Source organism: Pseudomonas sp. GD04091, from assembly GCF_029836165.1.
Classification (GTDB): domain Bacteria; phylum Pseudomonadota; class Gammaproteobacteria; order Pseudomonadales; family Pseudomonadaceae; genus Aquipseudomonas.
Map to the genome: position 1 here is coordinate 83,137 of NZ_JAOEBG010000003.1, position 25,497 is coordinate 108,633.

The 25,497-nt window shown below is 64.0% G+C and carries 29 protein-coding genes and 1 tRNA gene; 15 read left to right on the forward strand and 15 right to left on the reverse strand.

Annotation, left to right across the window (positions count from 1 at the left end; translation table 11 throughout):
* Positions 1-6: 6 nt before the first annotated feature.
* From N7422_RS05325 to N7422_RS05345, 5 genes are all read right to left on the reverse strand, one after another.
* The gene (locus N7422_RS05325; RefSeq protein WP_279805521.1) at positions 7-996 is read right to left on the reverse strand and encodes an ABC transporter ATP-binding protein; all 990 of its coding nucleotides are present in this window, start codon (positions 994-996) and stop codon (positions 7-9) included.
* A gap of 1 nt (position 997) precedes the next feature.
* Complete coding sequence (locus N7422_RS05330; RefSeq protein ID WP_279805522.1) at positions 998-1,792, reverse strand: ABC transporter permease; 795 nt, start codon at positions 1,790-1,792, stop codon at positions 998-1,000.
* The gene (locus N7422_RS05335; RefSeq protein WP_248919100.1) at positions 1,782-2,621 is read right to left on the reverse strand and encodes an ABC transporter permease subunit; all 840 of its coding nucleotides are present in this window, start codon (positions 2,619-2,621) and stop codon (positions 1,782-1,784) included. Before N7422_RS05335 ends, N7422_RS05330 begins: the two co-directional genes overlap by 11 nt.
* Positions 2,618-3,424, reverse strand: coding sequence for an alkaline phosphatase family protein (locus tag N7422_RS05340; protein ID WP_279805523.1), 807 nt, complete (start codon positions 3,422-3,424; stop codon positions 2,618-2,620). The genes N7422_RS05335 and N7422_RS05340 overlap by 4 nt, the downstream gene beginning before the upstream one ends.
* A gap of 156 nt (positions 3,425-3,580) precedes the next feature.
* Positions 3,581-4,639: an ABC transporter substrate-binding protein gene (locus N7422_RS05345; protein ID WP_279805524.1), complete on the reverse strand. Its 1,059-nt coding sequence runs from the start codon at positions 4,637-4,639 to the stop codon at positions 3,581-3,583.
* 327 nt (positions 4,640-4,966) lie between these two features.
* Between N7422_RS05345 and N7422_RS05350 the strand changes: the two genes are divergently transcribed.
* Entirely contained in the window at positions 4,967-5,680 is a 714-nt protein-coding gene (locus tag N7422_RS05350; RefSeq protein ID WP_279805525.1) for a UTRA domain-containing protein, read from the forward strand.
* Between the two features lie 105 nt (positions 5,681-5,785).
* Here the strand turns inward: N7422_RS05350 and N7422_RS05355 are convergent, their stop codons facing one another.
* The 7 genes from N7422_RS05355 to minC all read right to left on the reverse strand — a co-directional run bounded on the left by N7422_RS05355 (position 5,786) and on the right by minC (position 12,430).
* Positions 5,786-7,942 carry a mechanosensitive ion channel family protein gene (locus N7422_RS05355; protein ID WP_279805526.1) on the reverse strand — a complete coding sequence of 719 codons (2,157 nt, stop codon included), beginning with the start codon at positions 7,940-7,942 and terminating at the stop codon, positions 5,786-5,788.
* Positions 7,943-7,986: 44 nt separating this feature from the next.
* A complete protein-coding gene (locus tag N7422_RS05360; protein WP_279805527.1) occupies positions 7,987-8,154 on the reverse strand; it encodes a hypothetical protein in 168 nt (55 codons plus the stop codon).
* A 193-nt stretch (positions 8,155-8,347) separates the two neighbouring features.
* A complete protein-coding gene (locus N7422_RS05365) occupies positions 8,348-9,637 on the reverse strand; it encodes a M18 family aminopeptidase (protein ID WP_279805528.1) in 1,290 nt (429 codons plus the stop codon).
* A 163-nt stretch (positions 9,638-9,800) separates the two neighbouring features.
* The gene (locus tag N7422_RS05370) at positions 9,801-10,436 is read right to left on the reverse strand and encodes an RluA family pseudouridine synthase (protein ID WP_279805529.1); all 636 of its coding nucleotides are present in this window, start codon (positions 10,434-10,436) and stop codon (positions 9,801-9,803) included.
* 72 nt (positions 10,437-10,508) lie between these two features.
* On the reverse strand, positions 10,509-10,763 hold the full coding sequence (minE, locus tag N7422_RS05375; protein ID WP_023631120.1) for a cell division topological specificity factor MinE: 255 nt from the start codon (positions 10,761-10,763) through the stop codon (positions 10,509-10,511).
* Between the two features lie 3 nt (positions 10,764-10,766).
* Complete coding sequence (minD, locus tag N7422_RS05380; protein ID WP_110736460.1) at positions 10,767-11,579, reverse strand: septum site-determining protein MinD; 813 nt, start codon at positions 11,577-11,579, stop codon at positions 10,767-10,769.
* A gap of 95 nt (positions 11,580-11,674) precedes the next feature.
* The gene (minC, locus tag N7422_RS05385) at positions 11,675-12,430 is read right to left on the reverse strand and encodes a septum site-determining protein MinC (protein WP_279805530.1); all 756 of its coding nucleotides are present in this window, start codon (positions 12,428-12,430) and stop codon (positions 11,675-11,677) included.
* 100 nt (positions 12,431-12,530) lie between these two features.
* On the opposite strand from minC, the gene N7422_RS05390 reads away from it, so the two are divergent.
* From N7422_RS05390 to N7422_RS05400, 3 genes are all read left to right on the forward strand, one after another.
* Positions 12,531-13,466, forward strand: a complete 936-nt coding sequence (locus tag N7422_RS05390) for a lipid A biosynthesis lauroyl acyltransferase (protein ID WP_279805531.1) — start codon at positions 12,531-12,533, stop codon at positions 13,464-13,466.
* A 119-nt stretch (positions 13,467-13,585) separates the two neighbouring features.
* Positions 13,586-14,734, forward strand: coding sequence for a patatin-like phospholipase family protein (locus N7422_RS05395; RefSeq protein WP_279805532.1), 1,149 nt, complete (start codon positions 13,586-13,588; stop codon positions 14,732-14,734).
* Positions 14,735-14,869: 135 nt separating this feature from the next.
* Positions 14,870-15,313: a hypothetical protein gene (locus tag N7422_RS05400; RefSeq protein ID WP_279805533.1), complete on the forward strand. Its 444-nt coding sequence runs from the start codon at positions 14,870-14,872 to the stop codon at positions 15,311-15,313.
* A 177-nt stretch (positions 15,314-15,490) separates the two neighbouring features.
* Here N7422_RS05400 and gabP read toward each other — a convergent pair whose 3' ends face one another.
* The gene (gabP, locus tag N7422_RS05405; protein ID WP_279805534.1) at positions 15,491-16,876 is read right to left on the reverse strand and encodes a GABA permease; all 1,386 of its coding nucleotides are present in this window, start codon (positions 16,874-16,876) and stop codon (positions 15,491-15,493) included.
* 606 nt (positions 16,877-17,482) lie between these two features.
* Here gabP and N7422_RS05410 point away from each other — a divergent pair.
* The 6 genes from N7422_RS05410 (at position 17,483) to N7422_RS05435 (ending at position 21,965) form a co-directional block, all read left to right on the forward strand.
* Positions 17,483-18,256 carry an ABC transporter ATP-binding protein gene (locus N7422_RS05410; RefSeq protein WP_279805535.1) on the forward strand — a complete coding sequence of 258 codons (774 nt, stop codon included), beginning with the start codon at positions 17,483-17,485 and terminating at the stop codon, positions 18,254-18,256.
* Between the two features lie 13 nt (positions 18,257-18,269).
* Positions 18,270-19,031 carry an ABC transporter substrate-binding protein gene (locus N7422_RS05415; protein WP_279805536.1) on the forward strand — a complete coding sequence of 254 codons (762 nt, stop codon included), beginning with the start codon at positions 18,270-18,272 and terminating at the stop codon, positions 19,029-19,031.
* Between the two features lie 57 nt (positions 19,032-19,088).
* Complete coding sequence (locus N7422_RS05420) at positions 19,089-19,781, forward strand: ABC transporter permease (protein ID WP_279805537.1); 693 nt, start codon at positions 19,089-19,091, stop codon at positions 19,779-19,781.
* The gene (locus N7422_RS05425) at positions 19,782-20,471 is read left to right on the forward strand and encodes an ABC transporter permease (protein ID WP_279805538.1); all 690 of its coding nucleotides are present in this window, start codon (positions 19,782-19,784) and stop codon (positions 20,469-20,471) included. It abuts the gene before it with no gap.
* 66 nt (positions 20,472-20,537) lie between these two features.
* On the forward strand, positions 20,538-21,773 hold the full coding sequence (locus N7422_RS05430; protein WP_279805539.1) for a methyltransferase: 1,236 nt from the start codon (positions 20,538-20,540) through the stop codon (positions 21,771-21,773).
* A gap of 18 nt (positions 21,774-21,791) precedes the next feature.
* A complete protein-coding gene (locus N7422_RS05435; protein WP_279805540.1) occupies positions 21,792-21,965 on the forward strand; it encodes a hypothetical protein in 174 nt (57 codons plus the stop codon).
* Between the two features lie 21 nt (positions 21,966-21,986).
* Here the strand turns inward: N7422_RS05435 and mdtI are convergent, their stop codons facing one another.
* Positions 21,987-22,304, reverse strand: coding sequence for a multidrug/spermidine efflux SMR transporter subunit MdtI (mdtI, locus tag N7422_RS05440; RefSeq protein WP_279805541.1), 318 nt, complete (start codon positions 22,302-22,304; stop codon positions 21,987-21,989).
* A complete protein-coding gene (locus tag N7422_RS05445; RefSeq protein WP_279805542.1) occupies positions 22,298-22,657 on the reverse strand; it encodes an SMR family transporter in 360 nt (119 codons plus the stop codon). Before N7422_RS05445 ends, mdtI begins: the two co-directional genes overlap by 7 nt.
* A gap of 505 nt (positions 22,658-23,162) precedes the next feature.
* Here N7422_RS05445 and N7422_RS05450 point away from each other — a divergent pair.
* The 5 genes from N7422_RS05450 (at position 23,163) to N7422_RS05470 (ending at position 24,804) form a co-directional block, all read left to right on the forward strand.
* Positions 23,163-23,741 (forward strand): hypothetical protein, encoded by a 579-nt coding sequence (locus tag N7422_RS05450; protein WP_279805543.1) that lies wholly within the window; start codon positions 23,163-23,165, stop codon positions 23,739-23,741.
* Positions 23,742-23,750: 9 nt separating this feature from the next.
* On the forward strand, positions 23,751-23,957 hold the full coding sequence (locus N7422_RS05455; protein ID WP_023629980.1) for a helix-turn-helix transcriptional regulator: 207 nt from the start codon (positions 23,751-23,753) through the stop codon (positions 23,955-23,957).
* An 18-nt stretch (positions 23,958-23,975) separates the two neighbouring features.
* Positions 23,976-24,356 (forward strand): hypothetical protein, encoded by a 381-nt coding sequence (locus tag N7422_RS05460; RefSeq protein WP_279805544.1) that lies wholly within the window; start codon positions 23,976-23,978, stop codon positions 24,354-24,356.
* Positions 24,357-24,378: 22 nt separating this feature from the next.
* A complete protein-coding gene (locus N7422_RS05465; protein WP_279805545.1) occupies positions 24,379-24,630 on the forward strand; it encodes a hypothetical protein in 252 nt (83 codons plus the stop codon).
* Positions 24,631-24,728: 98 nt separating this feature from the next.
* Positions 24,729-24,804, forward strand: a tRNA-Thr gene (locus N7422_RS05470).
* Positions 24,805-25,497 lie beyond the last annotated feature (693 nt).

Genomic DNA, 25,497 nt, shown 5'->3' on the forward strand with positions numbered 1-25,497 from the left:
ATCTCCTTAGGCCACTTCCCGTAGCGCCGTGGGGTCGATCGACAAGGATACCTGCTTTCCGTCCGCGTGCAGGTCGGCGGCGCAGCGATTGAGCACGTCCACCACCAGTTCCACGCCGCGCACCTGCACGCGGTAGCGGATGACGTTGCCCAGCAGGCTGTGGCTGCGCACTTCGCCCTGCAGGTCGCCGTCCAGGCCCAGGGTGATCGACTCCGGACGGATCGCCAGGCGACCGCTGACCGGGCGTTGCAGCAGGCGGCTGGCGCTGTCGGCGTCGAGCAGGTTGTAGTTGCCGATGAAGCCGGCGGCGAACAGGTCGACCGGCGCGGTATAGAGGGTTTCGGCGTCGCCGCTCTGGACGATGCGCCCCTGGTTCATCAGGACGATGCGGTCCGACATGGTCAGCGCCTCTTCCTGGTCGTGGGTGACGAAGATGGTGGTCAGCCCCAGCTCGCGCTGGATCGCGCGGATCTGTTCGCGCAGGTGCTTGCGGATGCGCGCATCCAGCGCCGACAGTGGCTCGTCGAGCAGCAGCAGGCGTGGGCGGGTGACCAGCGAACGGGCCAGGGCCACGCGCTGGCACTGGCCGCCGGACAGCTGGTGCGGGTAGCGCCCGGCGAAGCTGCCCAGTTCCACCAGCTCCAGCACCTCGCGCACCCGCGCCTGGCTTTCGTCGGCCTTGACCTTCTGCATGCGCAGGCCGAAGGCGACGTTCTGTTCCACGGTCATGTTGGGGAATAGCGCATAGCTCTGGAACACCATGCCGATCCCGCGCTTCTGTGGGCTCAGCGGCACGATGTCCTGCCCGTCGAGGAGGATCTGGCCGCTGTCCACCGGGGTCAGCCCGGCGATGCAACGCAGCAGGGTGGACTTGCCGCAGCCGGAGGGACCGAGCAGGGTGACGAACTCGCCGCGCTCGATCTGGCAGTCGATATTCTCGAACACCGGGCTGGCGCCATAGCGCTTTTGCAGTTTCTGTACGCTGACGAAGCTCATGTCAGGTCTTGTCCTTGTTCAGACGGTTGGCGACCCAGGTCAGCACCAGCACGAAGGCGAAGTAGGAGATGACCAGCGCGCTGTTGAAGTGGCCGCTGCTGTTGCGCATGTTGTTCAGGTATACCTGCAGGGTCTCGTAGCGGGTGCCCACCAGCAGGTTGGCGAACACGAACTCGCCGAACAGGAACGAGAAGGACAGCAGCAGCGCCACCATCAGGCCCTTGCGCAGGTTCGGCAGCACCACCAGCAAGGCCGCCTGCCAGGGGCTCGCGCCGAGCAGCTGGGCGGCGTCCATCAGGTCGCGCAGGTTGATGGCCTGCAGGTTGTTGGTGATCGCCCGGTACATGAACGGCAGGGCGATGGTGAAGTAGCAGCCGATCAGGATCCACGGCGTGCCGACCATGGCCATCGGCCCGCTGCCGTAGAGCTGCAGCAGGCCCACCGCGGACACCACCGGCGGTACCGCGAACGGCAGCAGGATCAGGATGTTCATCAGCGCGTCGAGCTTGGGGAAGTGGTAGTGCACGACGAACAGCAGCGGCAGGATCAGCACCACCGACAGCAGCAGCGCGCCGACGCACACCAGCAGCGACTGGGCGAAGGCGGCGAGAAAGCGCGGTTCGCTCCACAGCGCCAGGTACCACTTGAAGGTCAGGCCGCTGGGCAGCAGGGTCGCCGACCAGCTGGTGGCCAGCGAGTAGAGCAGGGTGCCGCCCAGGGGCAGCAGCAGGATGAGGAACAGCAGGTAGACCACCAGTCGGTGGTAGAGCCCGCCGGTGGTCTTTTCAGCGCGCATGGTAGCTCCTCTTGAGCAGCCATTGATGAACCACCGTGACCACGGTCATCAGCCCCACCAGTACCATCGCCAGGGCACTGGCCAGGTTCGGGTCGAGGCTGATGTCGCCGGCCACCAGGCCGGCGATGCGGATCGGCAGCACGTTGAAGTTGCCGGTGGTCAGGGCGTAGACGGTGGCGTAGGCACCCAGGGCGTTGGCCAGGAGGATGACGAAGGTGCCGAGCAGCGCCGGGGTGAGCACCGGCAGGCCGATATGCCGCCAGAACTGCCAGTGGCTGGCGCCGAGCAAGGCCGCGGACTCGCGCCAGTCCTCGCGCAGGGCGTCGAAGGCCGGGTAGAGCAACAGCACCCCCAGGGGGATCTGGAAGTAGGTGTAGACCAGGATCAGGCCGGTCTTGGAGTAGATGCTGAAATCGCCGAGCAGGCCCATCTGCTTGAGCAGCAAGGTGAGTGCGCCATTGAAACCGAGCAGGATGATGAAGGCGAACGCCAGCGGCACACCGGCGAAGTTGCTGGTCATGTTGGCGAAGGCGCTGACGAAGTCGCGCAGCTTCGAATCGACCCGGCGCAGCGAATAGGCGCCCAGGGTGGCGATGACGATGCCGAACAGGCTCGACCAGAAGCTGATCTCCAGGCTGCGCTGCAGCGCCTGCAGGTAGAACTTCGAGGCGAAGATCTTGCTGAAGTTGGCCAGCCCCCAGCCGCTCTCGCTCTGCAGGCTGTTGATGGCGACCCAGGCCAGCGGCGCGACCTGGAAGATGATGAAGAACACGGCGAACGGCAGCAGGCAGAGCAGGGCCAGGTAGCGGCCGCGATGGCTTGCATTCACTTGAGCAGCTCCCGGCAGACCGTCTTGTCGTGGGCCGCGCCGAGCAGTTCGCAGATCGTGCCGCACAGCTCGGTCTGCAGCGGCTTGGCCGCCGGGTCTAGGCTGAACGCGTCACCGAACACGAACAGCGGCACCTCGCGTTCCTCGGCCAGCAGACCGTTGTGCGAACGGTCGTTGTTCATGCCGTGGTCGGCGGTGACCAGCACCTGGTAGCCCTCCTCCAGCCAGCGCGGCAGGTAGTCGGCCAGCAGGATGTCGGCGCTGCGCGCGGCGTTGCGGTACTGGCTGCTGTCCAGGCCATGGCGGTGGCCGGCGTCGTCGATGTTCATCGGGTGCACCAGCAGGAAGTTCGGCGCATGGCGCCGGCGCAGGTACTCGGCGTCGGCGAGCAGGTGCGAGTCGGGGTAGTGATCGGCGTAGTAGAACAGGCCGTGCTGGATCGGCAGCTTCGGCGCGTGGGTGTGGCGGTCGCGCAGCGGGTCGAACGGCGAGCGGTTGTACAGCTCGCTCATCCAGTGATAGGCCGCGGCGGCCGTGCCCAGGCCGGCTTCGCGGGCATAGTGGAACACGCTGCGCTGGTTGGACAGGCGGTTGACGTTGTTGTGCACGATGCCGCTGTCGATCGGCGGCACGCCGGTGAGGATGCATTCGTACAGCGGTCGCGATAGCGACGGCAGCTCGCATTCCACCCGATACAGCGCGGCGCGGTCGGCCTCGACGTAGGCGTGCAGGTGGCCCATGGCGTGGTGGGCCACCTGGTAATTGAGGCCGTCGAGCAGGACCAGGATGACGTTGTGGTTCATTCAATACTCCGCAAAGGAACCGGGGAGGGCTGCGCCCTCCTTTCGCGACACAAGGCCGCTCCCACAGGAACAGCGAAAGCCTCTGGGACGACGCCGGCCCTGTGGGAGCGGCCTTGCGTCGCGATGGGCCGCACAGCGGCCCCAGGTTGGCCAGCCTTATTCCATCTCGATGATCACCTGCTCCTGCCACTTCTGCGGCAGGGCCTTGGAGGTCGCTTCCCAGGCTTGGGCGTTCTTGATCGGCTGGGCGGCCCTGTACTGCTCGTTGGGCAGCAGCTTGGCCTGCACGTCGGCCGGCAGCTTCAGGTGCTCGGCACGGATCGGCCGGGCATGGCCGATGGCCAGGTTGGTCTGGCCGGCGTCGCTGAAGATGTATTCACGGGTCAGCTTGGCCGCGTTCGGGTGCTTGGCGTACTTGTTGATGATGGTGGTGTAGCCCGAGGTGATCGAGCCGTCCGAGGGGATCAGTACCTCGAAGCGTTTCGGGTCGATCTGGTCGCGGTAGCTCAGGCCGTTGAAGTCCCATACCACGCCGACTTCCACCTCGCCCTTCTCCAGGGTCTGGATGGTCGGGTTGGCCAGCGACAGGCGCTTCTGCTGGGCCAGTTTGGTGAACAGCTGCAGGCCCGGCTCGATGTTGCTTTCGTCGCCCTTGTAGGCGATGGCGGCGGCGAGCACGCCGTTGGCGGCCTGGGCGGCGGTGCCGACGTCACCGATGGCGACCTTGTACTTGCCCTTTTCCAGGTCGTGCCAGGTAGTTGGGCGCTCGCCTTCCTTGACCAGATCCTTGTTGATGATGAAGGCGATGGTTCCGGTGTAGGCCAGCGCCCAGTGACCGTCCTTGTCCTTGGCCCAGTCCGGGATCTGCTCCCAGGTGCTTGGCTTGTAAGGTTGCGTCACGCCCTTGGCCACCGCGATCGGGCCGAAGGCGGCGCCGACGTCGCCGATGTCGGCGCTGGCGTTGTCCTTCTCGGCGTCGAACTTGGCGATCTCCTGGGCCGAGCTCATGTCGGTGTCGCTGTGCTTGAGGCCGTACTTCTTCGCCAGGTCTTCCCAGGTGCCTTTCCAGTTGGCCCAGGCATCGGGCATGCCCACGCTGTTGACCGCGCCCTCCTTGCGGGCGGCGTCTTCAAGGGCCTTGAGGTCCTGGGCCATGGCCGAGGTGCAAAAAGCGATGGCCGAACCGAGCAGTGACGCCATGAACAACTTTTTCATCCGAAGCTCCTTTTGGTGGTGCCTTGCATTCGTTGTTATGAACAGAAGCCGTGCCTGCGAACCCTTGGTCTAGGTCAGCAAACCTTGCGCCAAGGTAGGCCTGTTGCGTGACAGTTTGATGTAAGGGGAGGGCATTGGTGGCAGGCCGAAGGCCCTGGGAATACAGCGTAGACCAGATCGAAAGCCCCGAATCGTGAGGCCTGGCCCGGATCTGGCAAGCCCCTCTGCGGGTGTTTGTCACAGGATGTTCATCAGCCGTGCCTAGGCTTGTGCTCATCTCTCCATGCCCTGTTCTGGGGCTGGACTAGTCCAGATAGGTAACCTTTGATGCAAGCGATGCCACCGCGCGCGGTAACAGCGATCTGCCACGCCCTGCAGGAGCAGATCGAACACGGCCTGCTGGCACCGGGCGGCAAGCTGCCGGCCGAGCGCAGGCTCAGCGAGGTGTTCGACACCACCCGTATCACCCTGCGCGAGGCGCTGGTGCAACTGGAAGCCCTGGGGCTGATCTACCGCGAAGAGCGGCGAGGCTGGTTCGTCGCACCTGAACGGCTGACCTACGATCTGATCGAGCGCAGCCATTTCCACGCGATGGTTCGTGACCAGGGGCGGGTGCCGAGTACCGAGCTGTTATCGGCGCGGCTGCAGCCGGCCTCGGCGGCGATCTGCGCGCGCCTGTGTCTGCCGGCGTTGTCCAGCGTGGTGCGGATCTGCCGGTTGCGGCGCATCGATGGGCGGGCGGTGCTGTACGCCGAGCACTACCTCAACCCGCGCTACTTCCCGGGGATTCTGGACCTGGACCTGGCCCAGTCGCTGACCGAAATCTATGTGCGGGAATACGCCATTCACTATGGCCAGGTGTGTTTCGAGATCCTGCCGACCGCGTTGCCGGTGGCGGCGGCGGGGGCGCTGAAGGTCTCGGCGGGCAGTCCGGGGCTGCATATCACCCGGGTCAACAGTGACCAGCATGGGCATCTGATCGATTGTGACCTGGAGTACTGGCGGCACGATGCGATCCGCATTCGCGCCGAGGCGGGTTAGGGGCTGCTGCGCAGCCCTTTCGCCGGCAAGCCGGCTCCCACGAAGGGCAGGCCTGCACGGTTTCTGTGGGAGCCGGCTTGCCGGCGAAAGGGGCGCGAAGCGGCCCTAACTGCTAGCGCCTGCGGCCTCAGCCAAACCGCCACCGCCAGCCGTCACCACCTGTACCGACAACCTTGGCGTCGCCAGATCCAGCCCCGCCTCGTCGAGTTGCCGTTTCAACGCCAGGTTGAACGCCCGCGACACCTCCCACTGCTTGATCGGCGCGGTCTTGAACCGTGCCCGCAGGATCGCCGAGCCCGACTCGAAACTCTCCACGCCCTGCAACTCCAGCGGCGACCAGATGTTGCGCCGCATCAGCGGATCGTTGCGCAGCTTCTGCCCGACCTCGCGGATCAGCGTGATGGCCTGGTCGATGTTCATGCTATGGGGAATGGCCACCCGGAAGATCGCGTAGCCGAACTCCCGCGAGTAGTTCTTGATGCTCTTGATCTCGCTGAACGGGATGGTATGCACGATGCCGTCTATGTCCCTCAGCCGCACGGTACGGATGGTCAGGCCCTCGACCGTGCCCAGGTGGCCGCCGACATCGACGTAGTCGTCGATGGCCAGCGAGTCCTCGATGATGATGAACAGGCCGGTGATCAGGTCGGCGACCAGCGACTGGGCGCCGAAGCCGATGGCCAGGCCGATGACGCCGGCACCGGCCAGCAGCGGGGTGACGTTCATGCCCATGTTGGCCAGGGCGACGATCACCGCGATGATGAAGATCACCACGAACATCACGTTGCGGATCAACGGCATCATGGTCTGCGCCCGGGCATTGGCCAGGCCCCGGCGTGAGCGCACCAGGGCATGGTGCACCGCGGTGTCGGCGAGGATCCACACCAGCCAGGCGGCGATCAGCGTGCCGGCCAGGCCCAGCAGGCGCAGGCTGACTTCATGGCCCTCGCCCTCGGCGAAGCCGATCATCGAATGGCCCCACACGCGCAGGCCCAGTTCGATGAACAGCAGCCAGATGAGCAGGTGCACCAGCACATAGCCGAAGTTGCGCAGGCGCTCGGTGTACACCGCCTGGCGCTTGTTGGCGCGTTTGGGGTTGGCGGCGTGGCGGCGCACCAGGCCATTGAGCACCATGCACACCACCACCAGCACCGTGCACATCAGCGATTGGCGCAGGGCGGTGCTGGTGTCGCCGGCGGAGACGAAAGTGGCGAACAGCGAGATCGCCACCAGGATCAGCGCCGGGATGTACCAGAAGCTGCCGAGCAGTTCGATGGTGTCGCTCAGGGTGCGCCGGGTCAGGCGCCGGGATAGTGGCTGGTTGCGGATGAGGTGGGCGATGGGACGGCGAAAGCGCAGGATGAACAGCCCGGTGCACAGGGCGGCGACGACATTGGCCAGGGTGGCCAGGGCGTGGGCCAGGTGGCCGCCCAGGGCAGTGGTCATGCGTGGGTCGCTCATCGCCTCGCCAAAGGCGGCGAAGCTGCCGATCAGCCACAGTGGGCGGAATGCCTGGTGCCGCAGGATGTGCAGGGCGCGGTGGCGATGCGGGCCGTCGAGCAGCGAGAAGGCGATCACGCAGATCGCCGAGAACAGGGTGCCGACCACCAGCGCATAGGCCAGGACCATGGCCATCGACTTGCCCAGCGAGGAGGGCAGGGCGAAGCTCAGGTAGACGGTGAACACCAGCGCCACCAGCCAGGGCCCGAGCTTGCGCAGGGCGAAGCGCACCAGGTCCCAGGTGCGCGGATGCTGGGGTAGCTCCTCGCTCAGGCCGAAGCGCACGCGTACCCGGTGACCGACCCAGTTGAAGGCATAGGCCAGCAGGCTCCAGACCACGATCACACCGGCAAAGCCGAACAGGATCGCCGGCCACTGGTGCACCGGCACCACCAGCGCGTTGAGTTCCCCCTGCGCCTGGTCGATCTCCAGAGACCAGCGCCGGAACGGGCTGGCATCGCCGCTGAACTGCTTTTCGAAGTCGTGCAGGGCGCCACCGATCAGGCCGAGCACGCCCTGTTCGACGGTGGGTTGCGATTGCTTGCTGGCGTCGCGCAGCTTCTTCAGGTCGGCCAGTAGCTTGGCGCGTTGCTGGTCGTTCTCAAGGTTCTTGATCACCTCGTCCAGCGACTTGCCCAGGGGCTCGCTGGCTTCGGGTTGGGCAGGGGCGCTGGAACCGAGCAGGCCTGGCAGGCCGGCGGCGTGCACCGGGGTGACGAACAGGAGGAACAGCAGCGTGATGCAACGCAGGAAGGCTGGCACCGGAAAATCTACCTCAGGTCAAACGATTGCCCGAGTGTAGTGGTTTACGACGGCAGTTTCTCCAGGATCTTCCAGCAGGTGAGGCCGAAAATGCCCAGGGTGCCGATCCACATCATCAGCACGCCGACATTGCGCTCACGCATGCTGAAGCCGATGGTCAGCAGCATCAGGAACAGGAAGACCGGCACGAACAGGGACAGGAACGGGGACATGGACAGCAATCCTTTTGCTTTGAGGGCATGTCTTAAGCATAGCGGGTTGCAGGCGGCGAGGATTGATCCTGGGCAGCTGGATTGCAGTGCCGGCTCTTCGCGGGTAAACCCGCTCCCACAGGGATGTCACTGGCCTCAAGCGCAGTGGTTTCCCTGTGGGAGCGGGTTTGTCCGCGAATTCGGCGACCTGATTTCAGGGCAGCTCGCGGCTGCGGTAGAACGCGGTGAGCACCTTCACCAGGTGCGCCAGGTCCTGGCTGCCGCACAGCTCGCGGATCGAGTGCATGGCGAAGGTCGGCAGGCCGATGTCGACTGTGCGCACGCCCAGGTGGCTGGCGGTGATCGGGCCGATGGTCGAGCCACAGCCCATGTCGCTGCGCACCACGAAGCTCTGCACCGGCACTTCCTCGGCCATGCACAGGTGGCGGAAGAAACCGGCGGTTTCGCTGTTGGTGGCGTAGCGCTGGTTGTTGTTGACCTTGATCACCGGGCCGGCATTGAGCTTGGGCCCATGGTTGCCGTCATGCTTGTCGGCATAGTTGGGATGCACGCCGTGGGCGTTGTCGGCCGAGACCAGCAGCGAGCGCTGGATGGTGCGCACGTAGTCGTCGCCGTCCGGCAGCAGGCGTTGCAGGGTCTGTTCGAGCATCGGGCCGTCGGCGCCGCAGGCCGAGCAGGAACCGACTTCCTCGTGGTCGTTGCACACCAGCACGCAGGTTTCTTCACTGTCGCTGGCCAGCAGCGCCTGCAGGCCGGCGTAGCACGACAGCAGGTTGTCCAGGCGGGCGCCGGCGATGAAATCACCGTTCAGGCCGATCAGCGCGGCGTCCTGGGTGTCGTAGAAGCTCAGCTCGTAGTCGAGCACCACGTCGGCATTGAGTTCGTGCTCGCGGGCCAGCTGTTCGGTGAGCAGGGCGCGGAAGTCGACACGCTCGTCGCCGGCCACCTGCGCGAGGATCGGCGGCAGTTCGTTCTGCGGGTTGATCGCCCAGCCTTCGTTGGCGGTGCGATTGAGGTGGATCGCCAGGTTCGGGATCACCGCGATCGGCAGCTTGAAGTCGATCAGTTGGCTCTCGACCTTGCCGTCACGGCGGAAGGTGACCCGCCCGGCCAGCGACAGGTCACGGTCGAACCAGGGGGCGAGCAGGGCGCCGCCGTACACTTCCACGCCCAGCTGCAGGAAGCCCTGGCGTTGCAGTTCGGGCTGCGGCTTGACCCGCAGGCATGGGCTGTCGGTATGGGCGCCGACCATGCGGATGCCCTCCAGCAGCGGCGAGTGCTTGCCGAGCTTGATGGCGATGATCGAGGAGTCGTTGCGGGTCACGTAGTAGCGGCCACCGGGCACGGTGGCCCAGCTGTCGCGTTCGTCCAGGCGCTGGTAACCGGCGGCCTCGAGGCGTTGCGCGAGGCTGGCGGTGGCGTGGAAGGGCGTCGGGGAGGCCTTGAGGAATTCGATCAGGCCGGCGTTCAGGGCATCGCGCATAAGTCACTCCAGACAGCAGTGGCGCGAGTTTAGCGTAATTGCTCGAAAATTTGTGTCGGCCTCTTCGTGGGTAAACCCGCTCCCACAGATGCCGCGCAGATTTCAGGTTCGGCACCCTCTTTGTGGGAGCGGGTTTACCCGCGAACGATCCAGCACCGATAGATCAGAACGGCGCCGGGCACTCGAACTTCAGGCGTTCGCCCGTCACCGGATGGGTGAAACTCAGCATCGACGCGTGCAGGCACAACCGTTCATGGGCCGCCAGCGCCTCGGGGTTGGCGTACAGCCGGTCGCCCAGCAGCGGATGACCGATCGACAGCATGTGCACGCGCAACTGGTGCGAGCGCCCCGTGATCGGCGTCAGCTCGACCCGGCAGTGATCGCCGCAACGCTCGACGATACGCCAGAAGGTCAGGGCGTGCTTGCCTTGCTCGTGATCGACCACATGACGTGGCTTGGTCGGCGGGTCGTAGCGCAGCGGCAGGTCGATGCTGCCGCTGCCCAGCGCGGGCTGGCCCCAGCACAGCGCGGTGTAGGCCTTTTCCGTCTCGCGGTCGTGGAACTGGCGCGACAGTTCGCGATGGCTGTCGGCGTCGCGGGCGAGCAGGATGATCCCCGAGGTTTCCCAGTCCAGGCGGTGGACGATCAGGGCGTCGGGGTAGCCGTTTTCCTGCAGGCGGGTGATCAGGCAGTCCTTGTTGTCCTCGGCGCGGCCTGGCACCGACAGCAGCAGGGTCGGCTTGTTGATCACCAGGATGGCGGCGTCTTCATGAAGGATCTGGATGTTCGACAGCGGCATTGCAGGTTCTCTATGCGTATGGAAACCACTGGGGCCGCAAGGCGGCCCCAGGATCGGCCCGAAGGTGCTGGGTCAGCGATCAGGCAAGGTGATGTTCAGTTCCAGAATCGAGCAACTGCCCTGATTTTCCAGCTCGATCTGTACGTCGTCGTTGCCGATGTTGACGTACTTGCGAATCACCTCGACCAGCTCCTTCTGCAGGGCAGGCAGGTAGTCCGGGGTACTGCGCTGGCCACGCTCGTGCGCCACGATGATCTGTAGACGCTCTTTCGCTACCGACGCGCTGCTCTGTTTCTGTCTGCCACGAAAGAAGTCAAAAAGGTTCATGGTTTATTTGCCTCCAAACAGGCGCGCGAAGAAGCCTTGCTTCGGCACTTCGATGAACCGTAGTGGTTTTGGTTTGCCCAGCAGGCGGTCGACGGTGTCGCTGTAGGCCTGGCCAGCATCGCTCTGGTCGTCGAGGATGACCGGGATACCCTGGTTGGATGCCTTGAGCACCGCTTGGGATTCGGGAATGACACCCAGCAGTTCGACCGAGAGGATTTCCTTGACGTCCTCGACGCCAAGCATTTCGCCTTTTTCGACGCGCTCCGGGTGGTACCGGGTGATCAGCAGGTGTTCCTTGATCGGGTCTTCGCCTTGCTCCGCGCGACGCGACTTGCTGGACAGCAGGCCGATCATGCGGTCGGAGTCGCGTACCGAAGAGACTTCCGGGTTGGTCACGACAATGGCTTCGTCGGCGAAGTACATCGCCAGGTGAGCACCTTTCTCGATACCGGCAGGCGAGTCGCAGACCACGAAGTCGAACTGCTCCTTGAGCTCCATCAGTACCTTTTCGACGCCTTCCTTGGTCAGCGCGTCCTTGTCGCGGGTCTGGCTGGCGGCCAGCACGAACAGGTTCTCCAGGCGCTTGTCCTTGATCAGGGCCTGCTGCAGGTTGGCTTCGCCGTTGACCACGTTGACGAAGTCGTAGACCACGCGGCGTTCGCAGCCCATGATCAGGTCGAGGTTACGCAGGCCGACGTCGAAGTCGACGATGACAGTCTTGTGCCCACGCAGAGCGAGGCCGGTACCGATAGCGGCGCTGGTGGTGGTCTTGCCCACACCCCCCTTGCCGGAAGTAACCACGAGAATCTTGGCCAAGGTGTTTCACCCCTAAATAATCGGGACAGGCGTCCCTGCAAATACAAAAAACGGCAACTGGAAAAAGTTGCGCTAAAAATGCCGGCAAGTATCCGTTAAAGACGGGTGATGTTCAACACGTCACCGGACAGGCTGACCTGTACGCCCGAGCCCCACAGCGGGTCACGGCGCAGGTCTTCGCACACTTTGTACTGGCCGGCGATGGAGACCATTTCCGCGGTCATCTGCAGGCAGAAGATGCGCGCCTTGGTATTACCCTTGATACCGGCCAGGGCACGGCCGCGCATGGCGCCGTACACATGGATGTTGCCATCGGCGAGAAGTTCCGCGCCCGGGCTGACCGAGCCTGTCACCACCAGGTCACTGCCCTGGGCGTAGATTTGCTGACCGCCGCGCACTGTCGAGGTGATGATGCGCGTCGGGCGCACCTCTGGTTCGGCAGGTGGCGGTGCTGGCGCAGGCTCGGGTTTCCTCACCTCCGGCTCGGGCTCGAGCGGGCGTTCGCGGGCGCCGGACGGTGGCAGCACTGGCAGGTCGATGGCGATCGCCGCGGCGATGTCCTCGATGCGGCTGGCGCGGATCGCCAGGGTGCGCAGGCCATGGTGCCGGCAGATGCGCATCAGCCCGGGCAGGTCGATGGCGCCTTCGTCGGCGGGCAGCTTGTCGAGGGCCAGCACCAGCGGGGTGTTGCTGAAGAAGTTCGGCGCCTGCGCCACCTTCGCCGCCAGCTGGCGGTCAAGGGATTCGAGGTCGTTGCGCGCCAGTTCCAGCACGGTGATGGCAAGCATGCTGCCCTTGAGCTGGAACACGGGGGCGTTGTCGGGTGTCTGGTTGAGGCTCATGGTCTGCATAGACGGCTTGTTGCGAGAAAAGTGCCCTGACTTATAGCGATAAGACCGATTGCCCGCAACCGATGTAGAATGCCCGGCCCATGTCTTGCCGGAAGCTTCAATGGAACGCCCGCGTTTTCGATCCTCTTTCCTTCACCCGCGATTCTGGGGCCTGTGGCTGGGCCTGGGCCTGCTGTGGCTGGTCGTCCAGCTGCCTTACCGTGCCCTGCTCGGGCTGGGGCGCGCCCTGGGCGCGGTGATGTACCGGGTGGCCGGCGAGCGCCGGCGTATCGCCGCGCGCAACCTCGAGCTGTGTTTCCCGGAGCTGTCCGGCGACGAACGGCAACGCCTGCTCAAGGAAAACTTCGCCTCCACCGGCATCGCCTTCTTCGAGATGGCCATGAGCTGGTGGTGGCCAAAGGCGCGCCTGGCGCGCCTGGCACACATCGAGGGCCTCGAGCATTTGCAAGCTGCCCAGCGTGACGGCGAGGGCGCCATCCTCATGGCCGTGCACTTCACCACCCTGGAGATCGGTGCCGCGCTGCTGGGCCAGGCCCACACCATCGACGGCATGTACCGCGAGCACGGCAACCCGGTGTTCGACTTCATCCAGCGCCGTGGCCGCGAACGCCACAACCTCGATTCGCTGGCGGTGGAGCGCGACGACGTGCGCGGCATGCTCAAGCTGCTGCGCAAGGGGCGGGCGATCTGGTATGCGCCGGATCAGGACTACGGCACCAAGCAGAGCATCTTCGTGCCGCTGTTCGGCATTCCCGCGGCCACCGTCACCGCCACCACCAAGTTCGCCCGCCTGGGCAAGGCGCGGGTGATCCCGTTCACCCAGAAGCGCCTGGAGGATGGCAGCGGCTATCGTCTGGTGGTGCACCCGCCGCTCGAGGACTTCCCCGGCGAGAGCGAAGAGGCCGACTGCCTGCGCATCAACCAGTGGGTCGAGGGTGTGTTGCGCGAGTGCCCCGAGCAGTACCTGTGGGCGCACCGGCGCTTCAAGTCGCGGCCCGAGGGCGAACCGCGACTGTACGACAAGAAGAAACGCTGACCGTTGCCAGAGCAGGCTCGGCCTCTTCGCGGGTAAATTCGCTTCCACAGGGGCTGCGCAAGCCCCGAGCCTGATGCTGTAAGAGGCCAGTCCCGCAGACACAGATCCAGGGAGGAACAATGACCCCAACCACCGGCCTGATCCTCTCTGGCGGCGGCGCCCGCGCCGCCTACCAGGTCGGCGTGCTCGCGGGCATCGCCGAACTGCTGCCGCCCGGCGCGCCCAATCCCTTCCCGGTGATCGTCGGCACCTCCGCCGGTGCCATCAATGCGGTCAAGCTCGCCAGCGGCGCCACCCGCTTCGCCGAAGCGGTGCAGCACCTGACCGCCTTCTGGCAGAACTTTCGCAGCCACCTGGTGCTGCGCAGCGACTGGCCCGGGGTGATCCGCCAGGCCAGTCGCTTCGTCGGCCACAGCCTGCTGGGGATCGGTGGCCAGGTGCCGGTGGCGCTGCTCGACAGCCGCCCGTTGCGCCGCCTGTTGCACGAGCACCTGGACCTGGACGGCATCGCCCACTCGCTGGCCGCCAATCAGTTGCGCGCCATCGCCGTGACCGCCTTCGGCTACGAGTCCGGCCAGGCGGTGACTTTCTATCAAGGCCGCGACACCATCGAGCCCTGGCTGCGCCATCGACGCATCGGCATGCCCACGCCACTGACCATCGATCACCTGCTGGCCAGCTCGGCAATCCCGCTGTTGTTCGCGCCGGTGCGGCTGGGCGAGGAGTTCTTCGGCGACGGCGCGGTGCGCCAGTCGGCACCGATCAGCCCGGCGCTGCACTTGGGCGCCAGTCGCGTGCTGGTGGTGGGGGTCAGTGGCAACCCGCAGCGACCGGCGCCGCCCCTGCCGACCCAGCGCGTGTTCAGCGGCCAGCAGCCGAGCCTGGCGCAGATCGGCGGGCACATGCTCAACAGCACCTTCATCGACAGTCTCGAGGACGACATCGAGCTGCTGCAGCGCCTCAACCACCTCAGCCACCTGATGCCGGCGCACCTGGATGCCCGGCGCCTGGGGCTGGCGCCGATCGAGGTGCTGGTGGTCGCGCCCAGCCAGCCGCTGGACGAGATCGCCGCCCGTCATCGGCGCGAGTTGCCGGCGGCGCTGAGGTTGTTTCTGCGCGGGCCTGGCGCGACCAAGACCAGCGGGGCAGGGGTGTTGAGCTACCTGCTGTTCGAGGCGAGCTATTGCAGCGAACTGATCGAGCTGGGGCGCAAGGATGCGCTGGCCAAGAAGCGGGAGCTGTGCCAGTTCCTGGGATTGCCCGGTTGATCACTCCCGTGGGAGCGGCCTTGTGTCGCGAAAAGGGCGCAAAGCGCCCCCGGCGATCTCGAAGACCCCCTTGGGTTTCCCTGGCAACTGCGCTTCAATACGCGCCTTTACCAGACACCCCAAGGACCTGCCTCCATGGCCACCAACAGCAAACAACAGAAACGCGCCAAACGCGCCGCCGCCAAGGCCAAGCAGAACCGCATGGTGCGCAGCGGCCAGGCGGTCAAGGCCAGTGCCGGCGACAGCGCCAGCGTCGAACAGGTGTTCAACAAGGCCATGGAATCGGGCAGCTACGACAGCCTGTTCGAGAAGATGAAGCAAGCCCAGGAAGACGGCCTGGTGCCGATGATCTCGGTATTCCTCGTCGACCCGCTGCTGGCTCTGGTGCTCAAGGGCCACAAGGAAGAACACGCCACCGACTACATCGTCTTGGTGTTCACCGCCTACCGCGCGTGGCTCGACGGCACCGACGAAGACGCGACCATGGCCTGGCTGGAGAGCGACGAGTTCCAGCAGGCCTATATCACCGCATCGGAAGTCGTGGCCAAGCAGCAGCAACAGCAGAAGCAGTTCGGCTGACAGTGCCGTTCGACATGCGCCGGCCTCGTCGCGGGTAAACCCGCTCCCACAGATTCTCCACTGCCTTGCAGACTTGCGAGACTCTTGTAGGCGCGGGCTTGCCCGCGAAAGGGCAGGCACCGGCAAACAAAAGGCCGCGCCCTTCACAGAGCGCGGCCTTTTCATTTCACCAATGGATCAGCTATCCAGCGCCACCCGCGCGGCAGCCCCACGCTTGCGGTGCACCAGCAGGCCAGCCGCCACCACGCCAATGCTGAGGATCGCCGTGGCGATGATCTCGGCACGGTGATCTTCGCGCAGGGCCATCACCACCAGCACGGCGATGATGAAGGCGATGGTCGCCCAGGTCAGGCCCGGGAACATCCACATCTTGAACGAGATCTTCTCGCCCTTGGCTTCACGCTGGGCCCGCATGCGCAGCTGCGACACGGCAATCACCAGGTACACCAGCAGGGCGATGGCGCCGGAGCTGGCCAGCAGGAACTCGAACACCTCGGCCGGGGCCAGGAAGTTGGCGAACACGCACAGGAACGCTGCGGCGGTGGACAGCAGCACCGCCCAGTGCGGCGTGCCGGCCCGGGTGGTGCGCTGGGCAACGGCCGGGGCGTCGCCGCGCTTGCTCAGCGAGAACAGCATGCGCGAGGAGGTGTACAGCGCCGAGTTCAGGCAGCTGGTCACGGCGATCAGCACGACGATGTCGACGATCAGCTTGGCGTTCGGCACGCCGATCAGGCTGAGCACGGTCTGGTAGGAGCCCTTCTCGGCCAGGGTCGGATCGTTCCACGGCACCATGGCCACGACCAGGAAGATCGACACCAGGTAGAACAGGCAGATCCGCCAGATCACCGAGTTGGTGGCCCGGCTGATCTGCTTGCCCGGATCCTTCGACTCGGCGGCGGCGATGGTGACGATCTCGGTGCCCATGAACGAGAACATGGTGGTCAGCATGGCGGCCAGCACGGCGCCCAGGCCGTTGGGCATGAAGCCTTGGGTATCGAACAGGTGACTGACACCGCTGACCTGGCTGTTCGGGACCATGCCGAACATGGCGGCGCAGCCGACGACGATGAAGCCGATGATCGCCAGCACTTTCAGCAGCGCGAACCAGAATTCGAACTCACCGTAGTTCTTGACGCTGAACAGGTTGGTGACGGTCAGTGCCAAGGTGATGATCAGCGAGAACGCCCACAGGTCCACCGACGGGAACCAGGCATGCAGGATGGCCGCGGCGGCGTTGGCCTCCAGTGGAATCACCAGGACCCAGAACCACCAGTACAGCCAGCCGATGGTGAAGCCGGCCCAGCGCCCGATGGCGCGGTCGGCATAGGTGGAGAACGAACCCGTGTCTGGCGACGCCACCGCCATCTCGCCGAGCATGCGCATGACCAGCACCACCAGGGTACCGGCGGCGGCATAGGCCAGCAGCACGGCCGGACCGGCCGCCGCGATGGCGTGGCCGGAGCCCACGAACAGGCCGGCGCCGATCACGCCAGCAATGGACAGCATGGTCACATGCCGTTGCTTGAGCCCCTGAGCGAGGTCATTGGAATTGTTACCGCTCATAAAACTACCTTTGTAAGGAGGTGGACTACACGAATGACTGGCCAGCGTGCCGAGGTGTAGGTAGGCGCCGCTGCATTCAGTGGTTTCGCAAGGGCAATAAGCGGGCCAGGTGAGAATGGCTTTCGTCTGAAATGTTTCACCCGTCAATAATGACGCGGTCTGCAGGGCATTCTGCCAAGCTTTGACCGAAAGGCCACCAAATCCCCATGCCAAGTCGGGATTACTGAAATACTCACTTACAAACGCACCAAAGGTGCCTCTCGGTAACACCTGCGTACGATCCGGGGGCACACAAAAGCGCAACCATCAGGCGCAACCCGAACTCGGTACATGCCTCGCCAAAGCGCCACCCGGCCAAAAACGGCTTCCCAGACCGGGCCAAAGCTGGCACCATCGCGCCTTTTTTCATCAAGGCTCCGGTGCTGGGCAAAACGCCATTGCGGACATCCTGGCGACAGTCCACTGCAGCGATGCGACAAACTGTCCCACCAGCGACCAGAGCCCCCCGCGACCCGGTTGGCCGCCGTTGTGCCGCTATGCTAGCGTGGCGCTCGCCAGGAAGGCCGCCAACAGCTGGGAACGCACCCGAATACATGAGGACCGCACATGGCCCAGGCCACGCCCGCGCTGGAAATCCGCAACCTGCACAAACGCTATGGCGAGCAGGAAATTCTCAAGGGCATTTCGCTGACCGCGCGCGACGGTGACGTGATCTCCATCCTCGGCTCATCCGGCTCCGGAAAATCCACCCTGCTGCGCTGCATCAACCTGCTGGAAAACCCGCACCAGGGCGAAATCCTCGTCGCCGGCGAAGCGCTCAAGCTCAAGGCGCAGAAAAACGGCGACCTGATCGCCGCCGACAACCGCCAGATCAACCGCCTGCGCAGCGAAATCGGCTTCGTCTTCCAGAACTTCAACCTGTGGCCGCACATGTCGATCCTCGACAACATCATCGAGGCGCCGCGCCGCGTGCTCGGCCAGAGCAAGGCCGAGGCCATCGAGCACGCCGAAGCGCTGCTGAACAAGGTCGGCATTTACGACAAGCGCCACAGCTACCCCGCCCAGCTTTCCGGTGGCCAGCAACAGCGCGCCGCCATCGCCCGTACCTTGGCCATGAAACCCAAGGTCATCCTGTTCGACGAGCCGACTTCGGCGCTCGATCCGGAAATGGTCCAGGAAGTGCTTAACGTCATCCGCGCACTGGCCGAAGAAGGCCGTACCATGCTGCTGGTGACGCACGAGATGAACTTTGCCCGCCAGGTGTCCAGTGAAGTGGTGTTCCTGCACCAGGGCCTGGTCGAAGAGCAGGGATCGCCGCAACAGGTCTTCGAGAACCCGACCTCGGCGCGTTGCAAGCAATTCATGTCCAGCCACCGCTAACGGAGCAACACGAATGCAGACCTACAAGAAATTCCTCCTGGCCGCTGCCGCCACCCTGGTGTTCTCGGCCAATGCCATGGCAGCCGAGAAACTGAAAATGGGCATCGAGGCGGCCTACCCGCCCTTCAACAACAAAGATGCCAGCGGCCAAGTGGTCGGCTTCGACAAGGACATCGGCGATGCCCTGTGCGCCAAGATGAAAGTCGAGTGCGAAGTGGTCACCTCCGACTGGGACGGCATCATCCCAGCCCTGAACGCCAAGAAGTTCGACTTCATCGTCTCGTCGCTGTCGATCACCGATGAGCGCAAGCAGGCGGTGGACTTCACCGACCCGTACTACTCGAACAAGCAGCAGTTCATCGCGCCGAAGAACGTCGACTTCAAGACCGATCGCGCTTCGCTCAAGGGCAAGACCATCGGCACCCAGCGCGCCACCCAGGCCGCGACCTGGCTGGACGATAACGGTGGCATGGACGGCGAGTTCAAGGTCAACCTCTATGACGGCCAGGAAAACGCCTACCTGGACCTGACCTCCGGCCGCGTCGACGCCATCCTCGCCGACAAGTACGCCAACTACGACTGGCTCAAGTCGAAGGCTGGCCAGGGCTACGAGTTCAAGGGCGAGCCGGTCAACGAGAGCGACAAGGTCGGGATTGCCGTGCGCAAGGGCGACAACGAGCTGCGTAACAAGCTCAATGCCGCGCTGAAGGAAATCGTCGCCGACGGTACCTACAAGAAGATCAACGACAAGTACTTCCCGTTCAGCATCTATTGATTCGCCCCGACAGGCATCGCCGCCATGGCGATGCCTGTCCCTTGAACAAACTTACCCATGAATATCGACCTGCACGGATTCGGTCCGGCCATGATGGCCGGCACCCTGATGACCGTAAAACTGGCGCTCTGCGCCCTGCTGCTGGGGCTGGTCCTGGGCCTGCTCGGCGCCCTGGCCAAGACCTCGTCGGTCAAGCCGCTGCAATGGCTTGGTGGCATCTATTCCACGCTGGTGCGCGGCGTACCTGAACTGCTTTGGGTGCTGCTCATCTATTTCGGCACCGTCGGGCTGATGAACAGCCTTGGCGCCGCCTTGAACATCCCAGGCCTGGAGCTGAGCGCCTTCGCCGCCGGCGTCATCGCCCTGGGCCTGTGCTTCGGCGCCTACGCCACGGAGGTGTTCCGCGGCGCGATCCTGGCCATCCCCAAGGGCCACCGTGAAGCGGGGCTGGCCCTGGGCCTGTCCAAGGGCCGCATCCTGTCGCGGATCATCCTGCCGCAGATGTGGCGCGTAGCCCTGCCGGGCCTGGGCAACCTGTTCATGATCCTGATGAAGGACACCGCGCTGGTGTCGGTGATCGGCCTGGAAGAGATCATGCGCCACGCGCAGATCGGCGTGACCGTGACCAAGGAGCCGTTCACCTTCTACGCGGTCGCCGCCTGCATCTACCTGGGCCTGACCATCATTGCCATGACCGGCATGCACTTCCTGGAAAAGCGCGCCGCTCGCGGCTTCATGAGGGCCGAATAAATGAACTGGGAAGTCATCATCAAGTGGCTGCCACGCCTGGCCCAGGGTGCCACCCTGACCCTGGAGCTGGTGGCCATCGCCGTGATCGCCGGGCTGATCCTGGCCATCCCGCTGGGCATCGCCCGCTCCTCGCGGCACTGGTACGTGCGCGCCCTGCCCTACGGCTACATCTTCTTCTTCCGCGGCACGCCGCTGCTGGTGCAGCTGTTCCTGGTGTACTACGGGCTGGCCCAGTTCGAACTGGTGCGCAGCAGTTCGCTGTGGCCGTACCTGCGCGATCCGTTCTGGTGCACGGTACTGACCATGACCCTGCACACCGCCGCCTACATCGCCGAGATCCTGCGTGGCGCGCTGCAGGCGATCCCCAAGGGCGAGATCGAAGCGGCCCGGGCGCTGGGCATGTCACGCGGCAAGACGCTTTTCTACATCATGCTGCCGCGCGCCGCGCGCATCGGCCTGCCGGCCTACAGCAACGAAGTGATCCTGATGCTCAAGGCCAGTGCCCTGGCCAGTACCGTGACGCTGCTGGAACTGACCGGCATGGCGCGGACGATCATCGCGCGGACCTACCTGCCGGTGGAGATCTTCTTCGCCGCCGGGGTGTTCTACCTGGTGATCTCGTTTGTCCTGGTCCAGGGCTTCAAGCTGCTGGAGCGCTGGCTGCGCGTGGATGCCTGCCAGGGGCGATAAGACCGTAACAACCCGGGGCCGCGACGGAGCGCGAAGCGGCCCCCTCGACAGCGCCACGGTGCTCGAATGCCAACGCCCAGCCACCTTCACGCCCAAGACCTGCTCGAACGCTTCCAGGCCCTCGACCACTTCCTGCTCCAGCACCAGCATCTATGGCGCCCGCGCCCCTTCACCGAGCTGCGACTGGATTGGGAAGCCCAATACCCCGCGCTCGCCACCTGGCTGCGTCAACGCACCCTGGAGCAAGCCGAAGCCGTCCAGCACAACCCTGAACGGCTCCCGGCGCCGACGCCTTTCCCGCAACTGGCCGCCCAGGCCCAGCAGCTTTCCGCCATCGGTGAACTGCCCGACGCCGGCCTGCACCCGGCCGGGCATCGCCTGGACGTCAACGTGCCGGGCCGCAAATGGCAGCAGATCGAAGCCTTCACCCGCCGCCTGGCCTTCAGCCAACCGGCCCGCCACTGGCTGGACTGGTGCTCCGGCAAAGGCCATCTGGGCCGGCGCCTGTTGCAGCCCGGCCAACAACTGACCTGCCTCGAATATGACGCCGAACTGGTCGCCGCCGGCCAGGCCTTGAGTGACCACCATCACCTGCCAGCCCGCCACCTGCGCCAGGATGTCATGGCCCAAGACAGCGCCTTGCACCTGGGCGCCGACAAGAGCGCCGTCGCCCTGCACGCCTGCGGCGATCTGCATGTGCGCCTGCTGCAACTGGCCAGTGAACGCGGCTGCCGGCAGATCGCGGTCGCGCCGTGCTGCTACAACCGCATCCAGGGCCAGGGCTATCAGCCGTTATCCACAGCCGCCCGGAAATCATCGCTACAGCTCTCGCAAGCGGACCTGGGCCTGCCGTTGAACGAAGCCGTCACCGCCAGCGCCCGGATACGTCGCCAGCGCGACGCGTCCATGGCCCGACGCCTGGGCTTCGACCTGCTGCAGCGCGAGCAGCGAGGGAGGGACGAGTATCTGCCCACCCCTTCACTGGCGATCGATTGGCTGGAGAAACCGTTCGAACAGTACTGCCGCGACCTCGCCAGGCTCCGTGACGTCGAGCTCCACGGCGAGCCCCACTGGGTCGGGCTGGAGAACGCCGGCTGGCAACGGCTGGCCCAGGTGCGCAACCTGGAACTGGTGCGCAACCTGTTCCGCCGCCCGCTGGAAATGTGGCTGGTGCTCGACCGCGCCCTGTTCCTTCAGGAACAGGGGTATGCGGTCAGTGTCGGAACGTTCTGCGACTACCCCCTCACGCCTCGCAATCTGCTGGTGCTGGGCGAACGTGACGGAACGCCGCAGCACGGTTGACAGCCTGTGGATAAGTCTGTGAACAAGCTTGTGATGAAAATCACGAAATCTTGGGACCGGGCGCTATTTGCGGCGCTTTGCTTATTCCGCGCGTTGCTCGAAAACCAGCAAAAACAGGCCTTTGCGCAAAGACCGGTGGTAGTGCCGCTCGGCATGCCTTTCGCGCAAGCAGCACATGCCCGTTGTGCATAAACATTTCGCAGGGCCGTGTTTTCAGGCCAGTTTCAGCAGGCCCATGCCGACCAGCAGCAATGCGAGCCCCAGCCAGCCACGCCCGGCCAGGCGCTGGCCGAACAAGGCCCAGCCCATGGCCACGGTGGCCAGGATGCCAAAGCCACCCCAGATGGCGTAGGCCAGCGACAGGTCGATGTCCTTCACCGCCTGGGCCAGCGCGGTGAATGCCGCCAGCACGCAGAGGATCGAGGCCACGCCCAGGCCCTTGCGACGGAAACCGTCGGAGTACTTGAGCAGCAGGTTGGCCAGCACTTCCAGCACGATGGCTAGGCCCAGCCAGGCAAATGGAATCAGCATGGCAGCGCCTCCCCTTCACGCTCGACGGCCTTGGCCCGGGTGCCGGCCTTGACCAGCAGGATGCCGGCGATCATCACCGCCAGGCCCAGGGCCTTGGTCCAGCCCAGGCTCTCGCCGAGCCAGAGCACGCTGATCAAGGTGATCAGCACGATACCGAAACCTTCCCACAGCGCGTAGGCCACACCCACCGGCACCCGCTTGACCGCCAGGGCCAGGAAGAAATACGACAGACAGATCATGACGTACATGACGGCATGCCCCATGACGGGGAAATGAGTGGCGGCGAGTTTCATCGACGCCGTGCCGATCACCTCGAAGGTGATGGCGACGATCAGATAGATCCAGGAACGCATGGTGCCCTCCCATGGGCGACAGCAGTCGAGCGCACAGGCATCGGCGCCGGACAGAGACGTTTAAGGCTGTGAAGGGAGGGTGGCGCTAGAGATCGCCGGTCCAGTGACGTTCACGGGAAACCAGGCGGGAGGAAGAGAGGAGCTTGAAAGCTTTACTGTTCAACATAATGAACACAAGATTAACTCAGGCGATCAATTAAGTCAAAACGATAGATACAGACTAATAATTTCTCGCATTTAAATCGCGTCTTTCAGAAAAAGTCCCTTAAAGCCTGCTGAAAGCTTCGTAAATTATATTCCCCACTGCTGTTTTCATGATTCCTCCGCAGGCCTGTGGGAGCGGGCTTGCCCGCGAAACAGCCACCGCGTTGCATGGCACCGCCTCCCTACCGGCAAGGCGCCTGCGACAAACCGTCGCCATTGCCACAATAAACAAATTAATTATTGTTTTACGATAATTTATCAAGAATAATCCGCTCCGTTCATCACTGTACGGAGGCACCCCATGAACAGTAGATCCGTGGCCTATGCGCGTTCGCGCCTACGCACCATCGGCGCATTCGCCGCCTGGCTGGCCTGGACCACCGCGGCGGTCGAGCTGGTCATCACACCCTTGCTCTTCATCTTCGATTTCCCCGAGATGCACAACGGCTACCTGCAGGCCTACGGCGACCAGATGCCCCTGCTGCTCGAGCCCGGTTACCTGGCGTCGCCCCTGGCCATCGGCCTGGTGCTGGCGGTGGACATGATCCCGACGCTCATTTCCGTGATTGCCCTGGGCCTGACCGGCCTGTTCTTCCACCGGCTCTCCCGCGGCCAGACCTGGACCTCGGCCAACATCAAGCTGCTGTGGTGGGTCGGCCTGTTGTGTATCGGCACGCCCTTGCTGTGGCCGGTTACCTACACCCTGCAGGGGCTGGCCCTGGCCATCGACCTGCCGGCCGGCGAAAGGAGCTTCAGCTTCTCGATCGGTGTATCATCGCAGGCTGTCTACGAGATCATGAAAGGCATCCTGCTGTGTGCCTTCTCGCTGCTCATGCGTGACGCCAAGACCATCAGCGATGAACACAACTGTTATGTCTGACCGCCTCCTATGCCGATAATCATCCGCCTCGACGTCGTCATGGCCCGGAACAAGATGCGTTCCAAGGACCTGGCGGAAATCATCGGTATCACGGAAGCGAACCTGTCGCTGCTGAAGAACGGCAAGATCAAGGGTTTCAAGATCGAGACCCTGGAGAAGCTGTGTCGCGCCCTGAACTGCCAGCCAGGCGACCTGCTGGAGTTCAGCGACGAATGATCAAGGACTGCAACACCCATGGCATTTTCCCGCAAGGGCCTCGCGGCCCTCGTATTGGCCTGCCTGCCGCTGAGCGGCTGCGGCCCGAGTTATACCTATAGATACTCGCCACCGCCCAGCGCGCATGGCATCAATTGCATCAACAGCTGCTCGATGGAACGCAACCACTGCCAGCAGATGACCCGCCTGCAGGAAAACAGCGAACGCGCGCTGTACCAGGCCGAGATGAGGGTTTATCAGTACTGCCAGAACGGCAAGAGCAAGAAGGAAGCACGTCACAGTTGCCACTACCCGAGCTACCCCTTCCACATGGGGAGCAGCTACAGTTGCGGCGCTGATTACGACTCCTGCTACATGGCCTGCGGCGGCACCATCCAGCGCATCCTGAACAAAGACTGATCCCGGAACGGACTCGAACATCGTGAAACACGTGAAATCCTTCGCCCTGCTGACCGTCGCCCTGGCCCTGACCGGCTGCGCCAGCAACCTGCCTTCGAGCAAGCCCACCCCGCTGGACTGGAACATGCCCGGCATGCAACTGGGCGGCGACCGCGGCCTGCCCCTGCACAACGCCGACGGCAGCTGCCGCAAGCGCGGCTGCGACAATGGCAAGCTGTTCTTCAACCCCGGCCAGCCCGAGCCGAGCGTCAACACCATCCACCGTGGCTGGTAGGAAAATTCTCCTTTGTGCTCGGTGACTTAGGGGAATGTGCGATGGATGCAACGAAGTGGTTTACAGCCGCAAATCCATCGTTATAATGACGCCCCTGTGCCGGTATAGCTCAGATGGTAGAGCAACTGACTTGTAATCAGTAGGTCCCGGGTTCGATTCCTGGTGCCGGCACCATATTTTTCAAGGGCTTACGTGCTGTTGGTGAGGTGAAATCTAGCCTCCACGTACCAACGCACGTACCAAGCCTCCCCGCTTCATCCCCCTCAGCACCCAGTAGCATCAACGCGTGCAACACCTTGTTAACGCGTGCGCCTGCACCCGCGTCTAGACCTCACCTTTCAATGTAGTGGCAGGCCTAGAAAAAAGAGTAACATCAGTAATCCTGACCGTTTTCTCTCTCGCAGCCCTTGAGATTCGCGGCCTCAGCTCAATTCCAGAAAGTAATTTTTTAGTAACCTATAAGTAATCAGATTACTCTTTCTTTGAGTGATATTTGCCAGACATGAAAGCCTTTAAAATCAATGGCTTAGCAAAAAATTACTTTTCCCATTACCTTCCCATTACCTCTCTTTGTAACCGGCGAAGCCCAGCAAATACGGGGCCTCCAGCACCGGTCCATGCCTACCGTTACGCTTGTTACTCTTTTTTCGAGGCCACCCCCTATTCCTGCCCAAGTACGGGGCATGAGCAGTCCGGCGCCGTCGATTTACCCCTGGCCGCAGGGATTCGCAGAACTCCCGGACGACCAACTCCCCCCGGCAGCCCAACGGCCAGGCCTCTTGTACGCCTGTGAAGGGGCGCAGAAATTCCGACACGTTTAGCCCGCAGGCGTGGCGGGGGGACGATTGCGCGCGCCGGGGCTAGGGC

Bases quoted from the DNA above. Each gene is read 5' to 3' on its own strand.
- N7422_RS05325 (WP_279805521.1), bottom strand. From the start codon at position 996: ATGAGCTTCGTCAGCGTACAGAAACTGCAAAAGCGCTATGGCGCCAGC.
- N7422_RS05330 (WP_279805522.1), bottom strand. From the start codon at position 1,792: ATGCGCGCTGAAAAGACCACCGGCGGGCTCTACCACCGACTGGTGGTC.
- N7422_RS05340 (WP_279805523.1), bottom strand. From the start codon at position 3,424: ATGAACCACAACGTCATCCTGGTCCTGCTCGACGGCCTCAATTACCAG.
- N7422_RS05345 (WP_279805524.1), bottom strand. From the start codon at position 4,639: ATGAAAAAGTTGTTCATGGCGTCACTGCTCGGTTCGGCCATCGCTTTT.
- N7422_RS05350 (WP_279805525.1), top strand. From the start codon at position 4,967: ATGCAAGCGATGCCACCGCGCGCGGTAACAGCGATCTGCCACGCCCTG.
- N7422_RS05360 (WP_279805527.1), bottom strand. From the start codon at position 8,154: ATGTCCCCGTTCCTGTCCCTGTTCGTGCCGGTCTTCCTGTTCCTGATG.
- N7422_RS05365 (WP_279805528.1), bottom strand. From the start codon at position 9,637: ATGCGCGATGCCCTGAACGCCGGCCTGATCGAATTCCTCAAGGCCTCC.
- N7422_RS05370 (WP_279805529.1), bottom strand. From the start codon at position 10,436: ATGCCGCTGTCGAACATCCAGATCCTTCATGAAGACGCCGCCATCCTG.
- minE (WP_023631120.1), bottom strand. From the start codon at position 10,763: ATGAACCTTTTTGACTTCTTTCGTGGCAGACAGAAACAGAGCAGCGCG.
- minC (WP_279805530.1), bottom strand. From the start codon at position 12,430: ATGCAGACCATGAGCCTCAACCAGACACCCGACAACGCCCCCGTGTTC.
- N7422_RS05390 (WP_279805531.1), top strand. From the start codon at position 12,531: ATGGAACGCCCGCGTTTTCGATCCTCTTTCCTTCACCCGCGATTCTGG.
- N7422_RS05395 (WP_279805532.1), top strand. From the start codon at position 13,586: ATGACCCCAACCACCGGCCTGATCCTCTCTGGCGGCGGCGCCCGCGCC.
- N7422_RS05400 (WP_279805533.1), top strand. From the start codon at position 14,870: ATGGCCACCAACAGCAAACAACAGAAACGCGCCAAACGCGCCGCCGCC.
- gabP (WP_279805534.1), bottom strand. From the start codon at position 16,876: ATGAGCGGTAACAATTCCAATGACCTCGCTCAGGGGCTCAAGCAACGG.
- N7422_RS05410 (WP_279805535.1), top strand. From the start codon at position 17,483: ATGGCCCAGGCCACGCCCGCGCTGGAAATCCGCAACCTGCACAAACGC.
- N7422_RS05415 (WP_279805536.1), top strand. From the start codon at position 18,270: ATGCAGACCTACAAGAAATTCCTCCTGGCCGCTGCCGCCACCCTGGTG.
- N7422_RS05420 (WP_279805537.1), top strand. From the start codon at position 19,089: ATGAATATCGACCTGCACGGATTCGGTCCGGCCATGATGGCCGGCACC.
- N7422_RS05425 (WP_279805538.1), top strand. From the start codon at position 19,782: ATGAACTGGGAAGTCATCATCAAGTGGCTGCCACGCCTGGCCCAGGGT.
- N7422_RS05430 (WP_279805539.1), top strand. From the start codon at position 20,538: ATGCCAACGCCCAGCCACCTTCACGCCCAAGACCTGCTCGAACGCTTC.
- mdtI (WP_279805541.1), bottom strand. From the start codon at position 22,304: ATGCTGATTCCATTTGCCTGGCTGGGCCTAGCCATCGTGCTGGAAGTG.
- N7422_RS05445 (WP_279805542.1), bottom strand. From the start codon at position 22,657: ATGCGTTCCTGGATCTATCTGATCGTCGCCATCACCTTCGAGGTGATC.
- N7422_RS05450 (WP_279805543.1), top strand. From the start codon at position 23,163: ATGAACAGTAGATCCGTGGCCTATGCGCGTTCGCGCCTACGCACCATC.
- N7422_RS05455 (WP_023629980.1), top strand. From the start codon at position 23,751: ATGCCGATAATCATCCGCCTCGACGTCGTCATGGCCCGGAACAAGATG.
- N7422_RS05460 (WP_279805544.1), top strand. From the start codon at position 23,976: ATGGCATTTTCCCGCAAGGGCCTCGCGGCCCTCGTATTGGCCTGCCTG.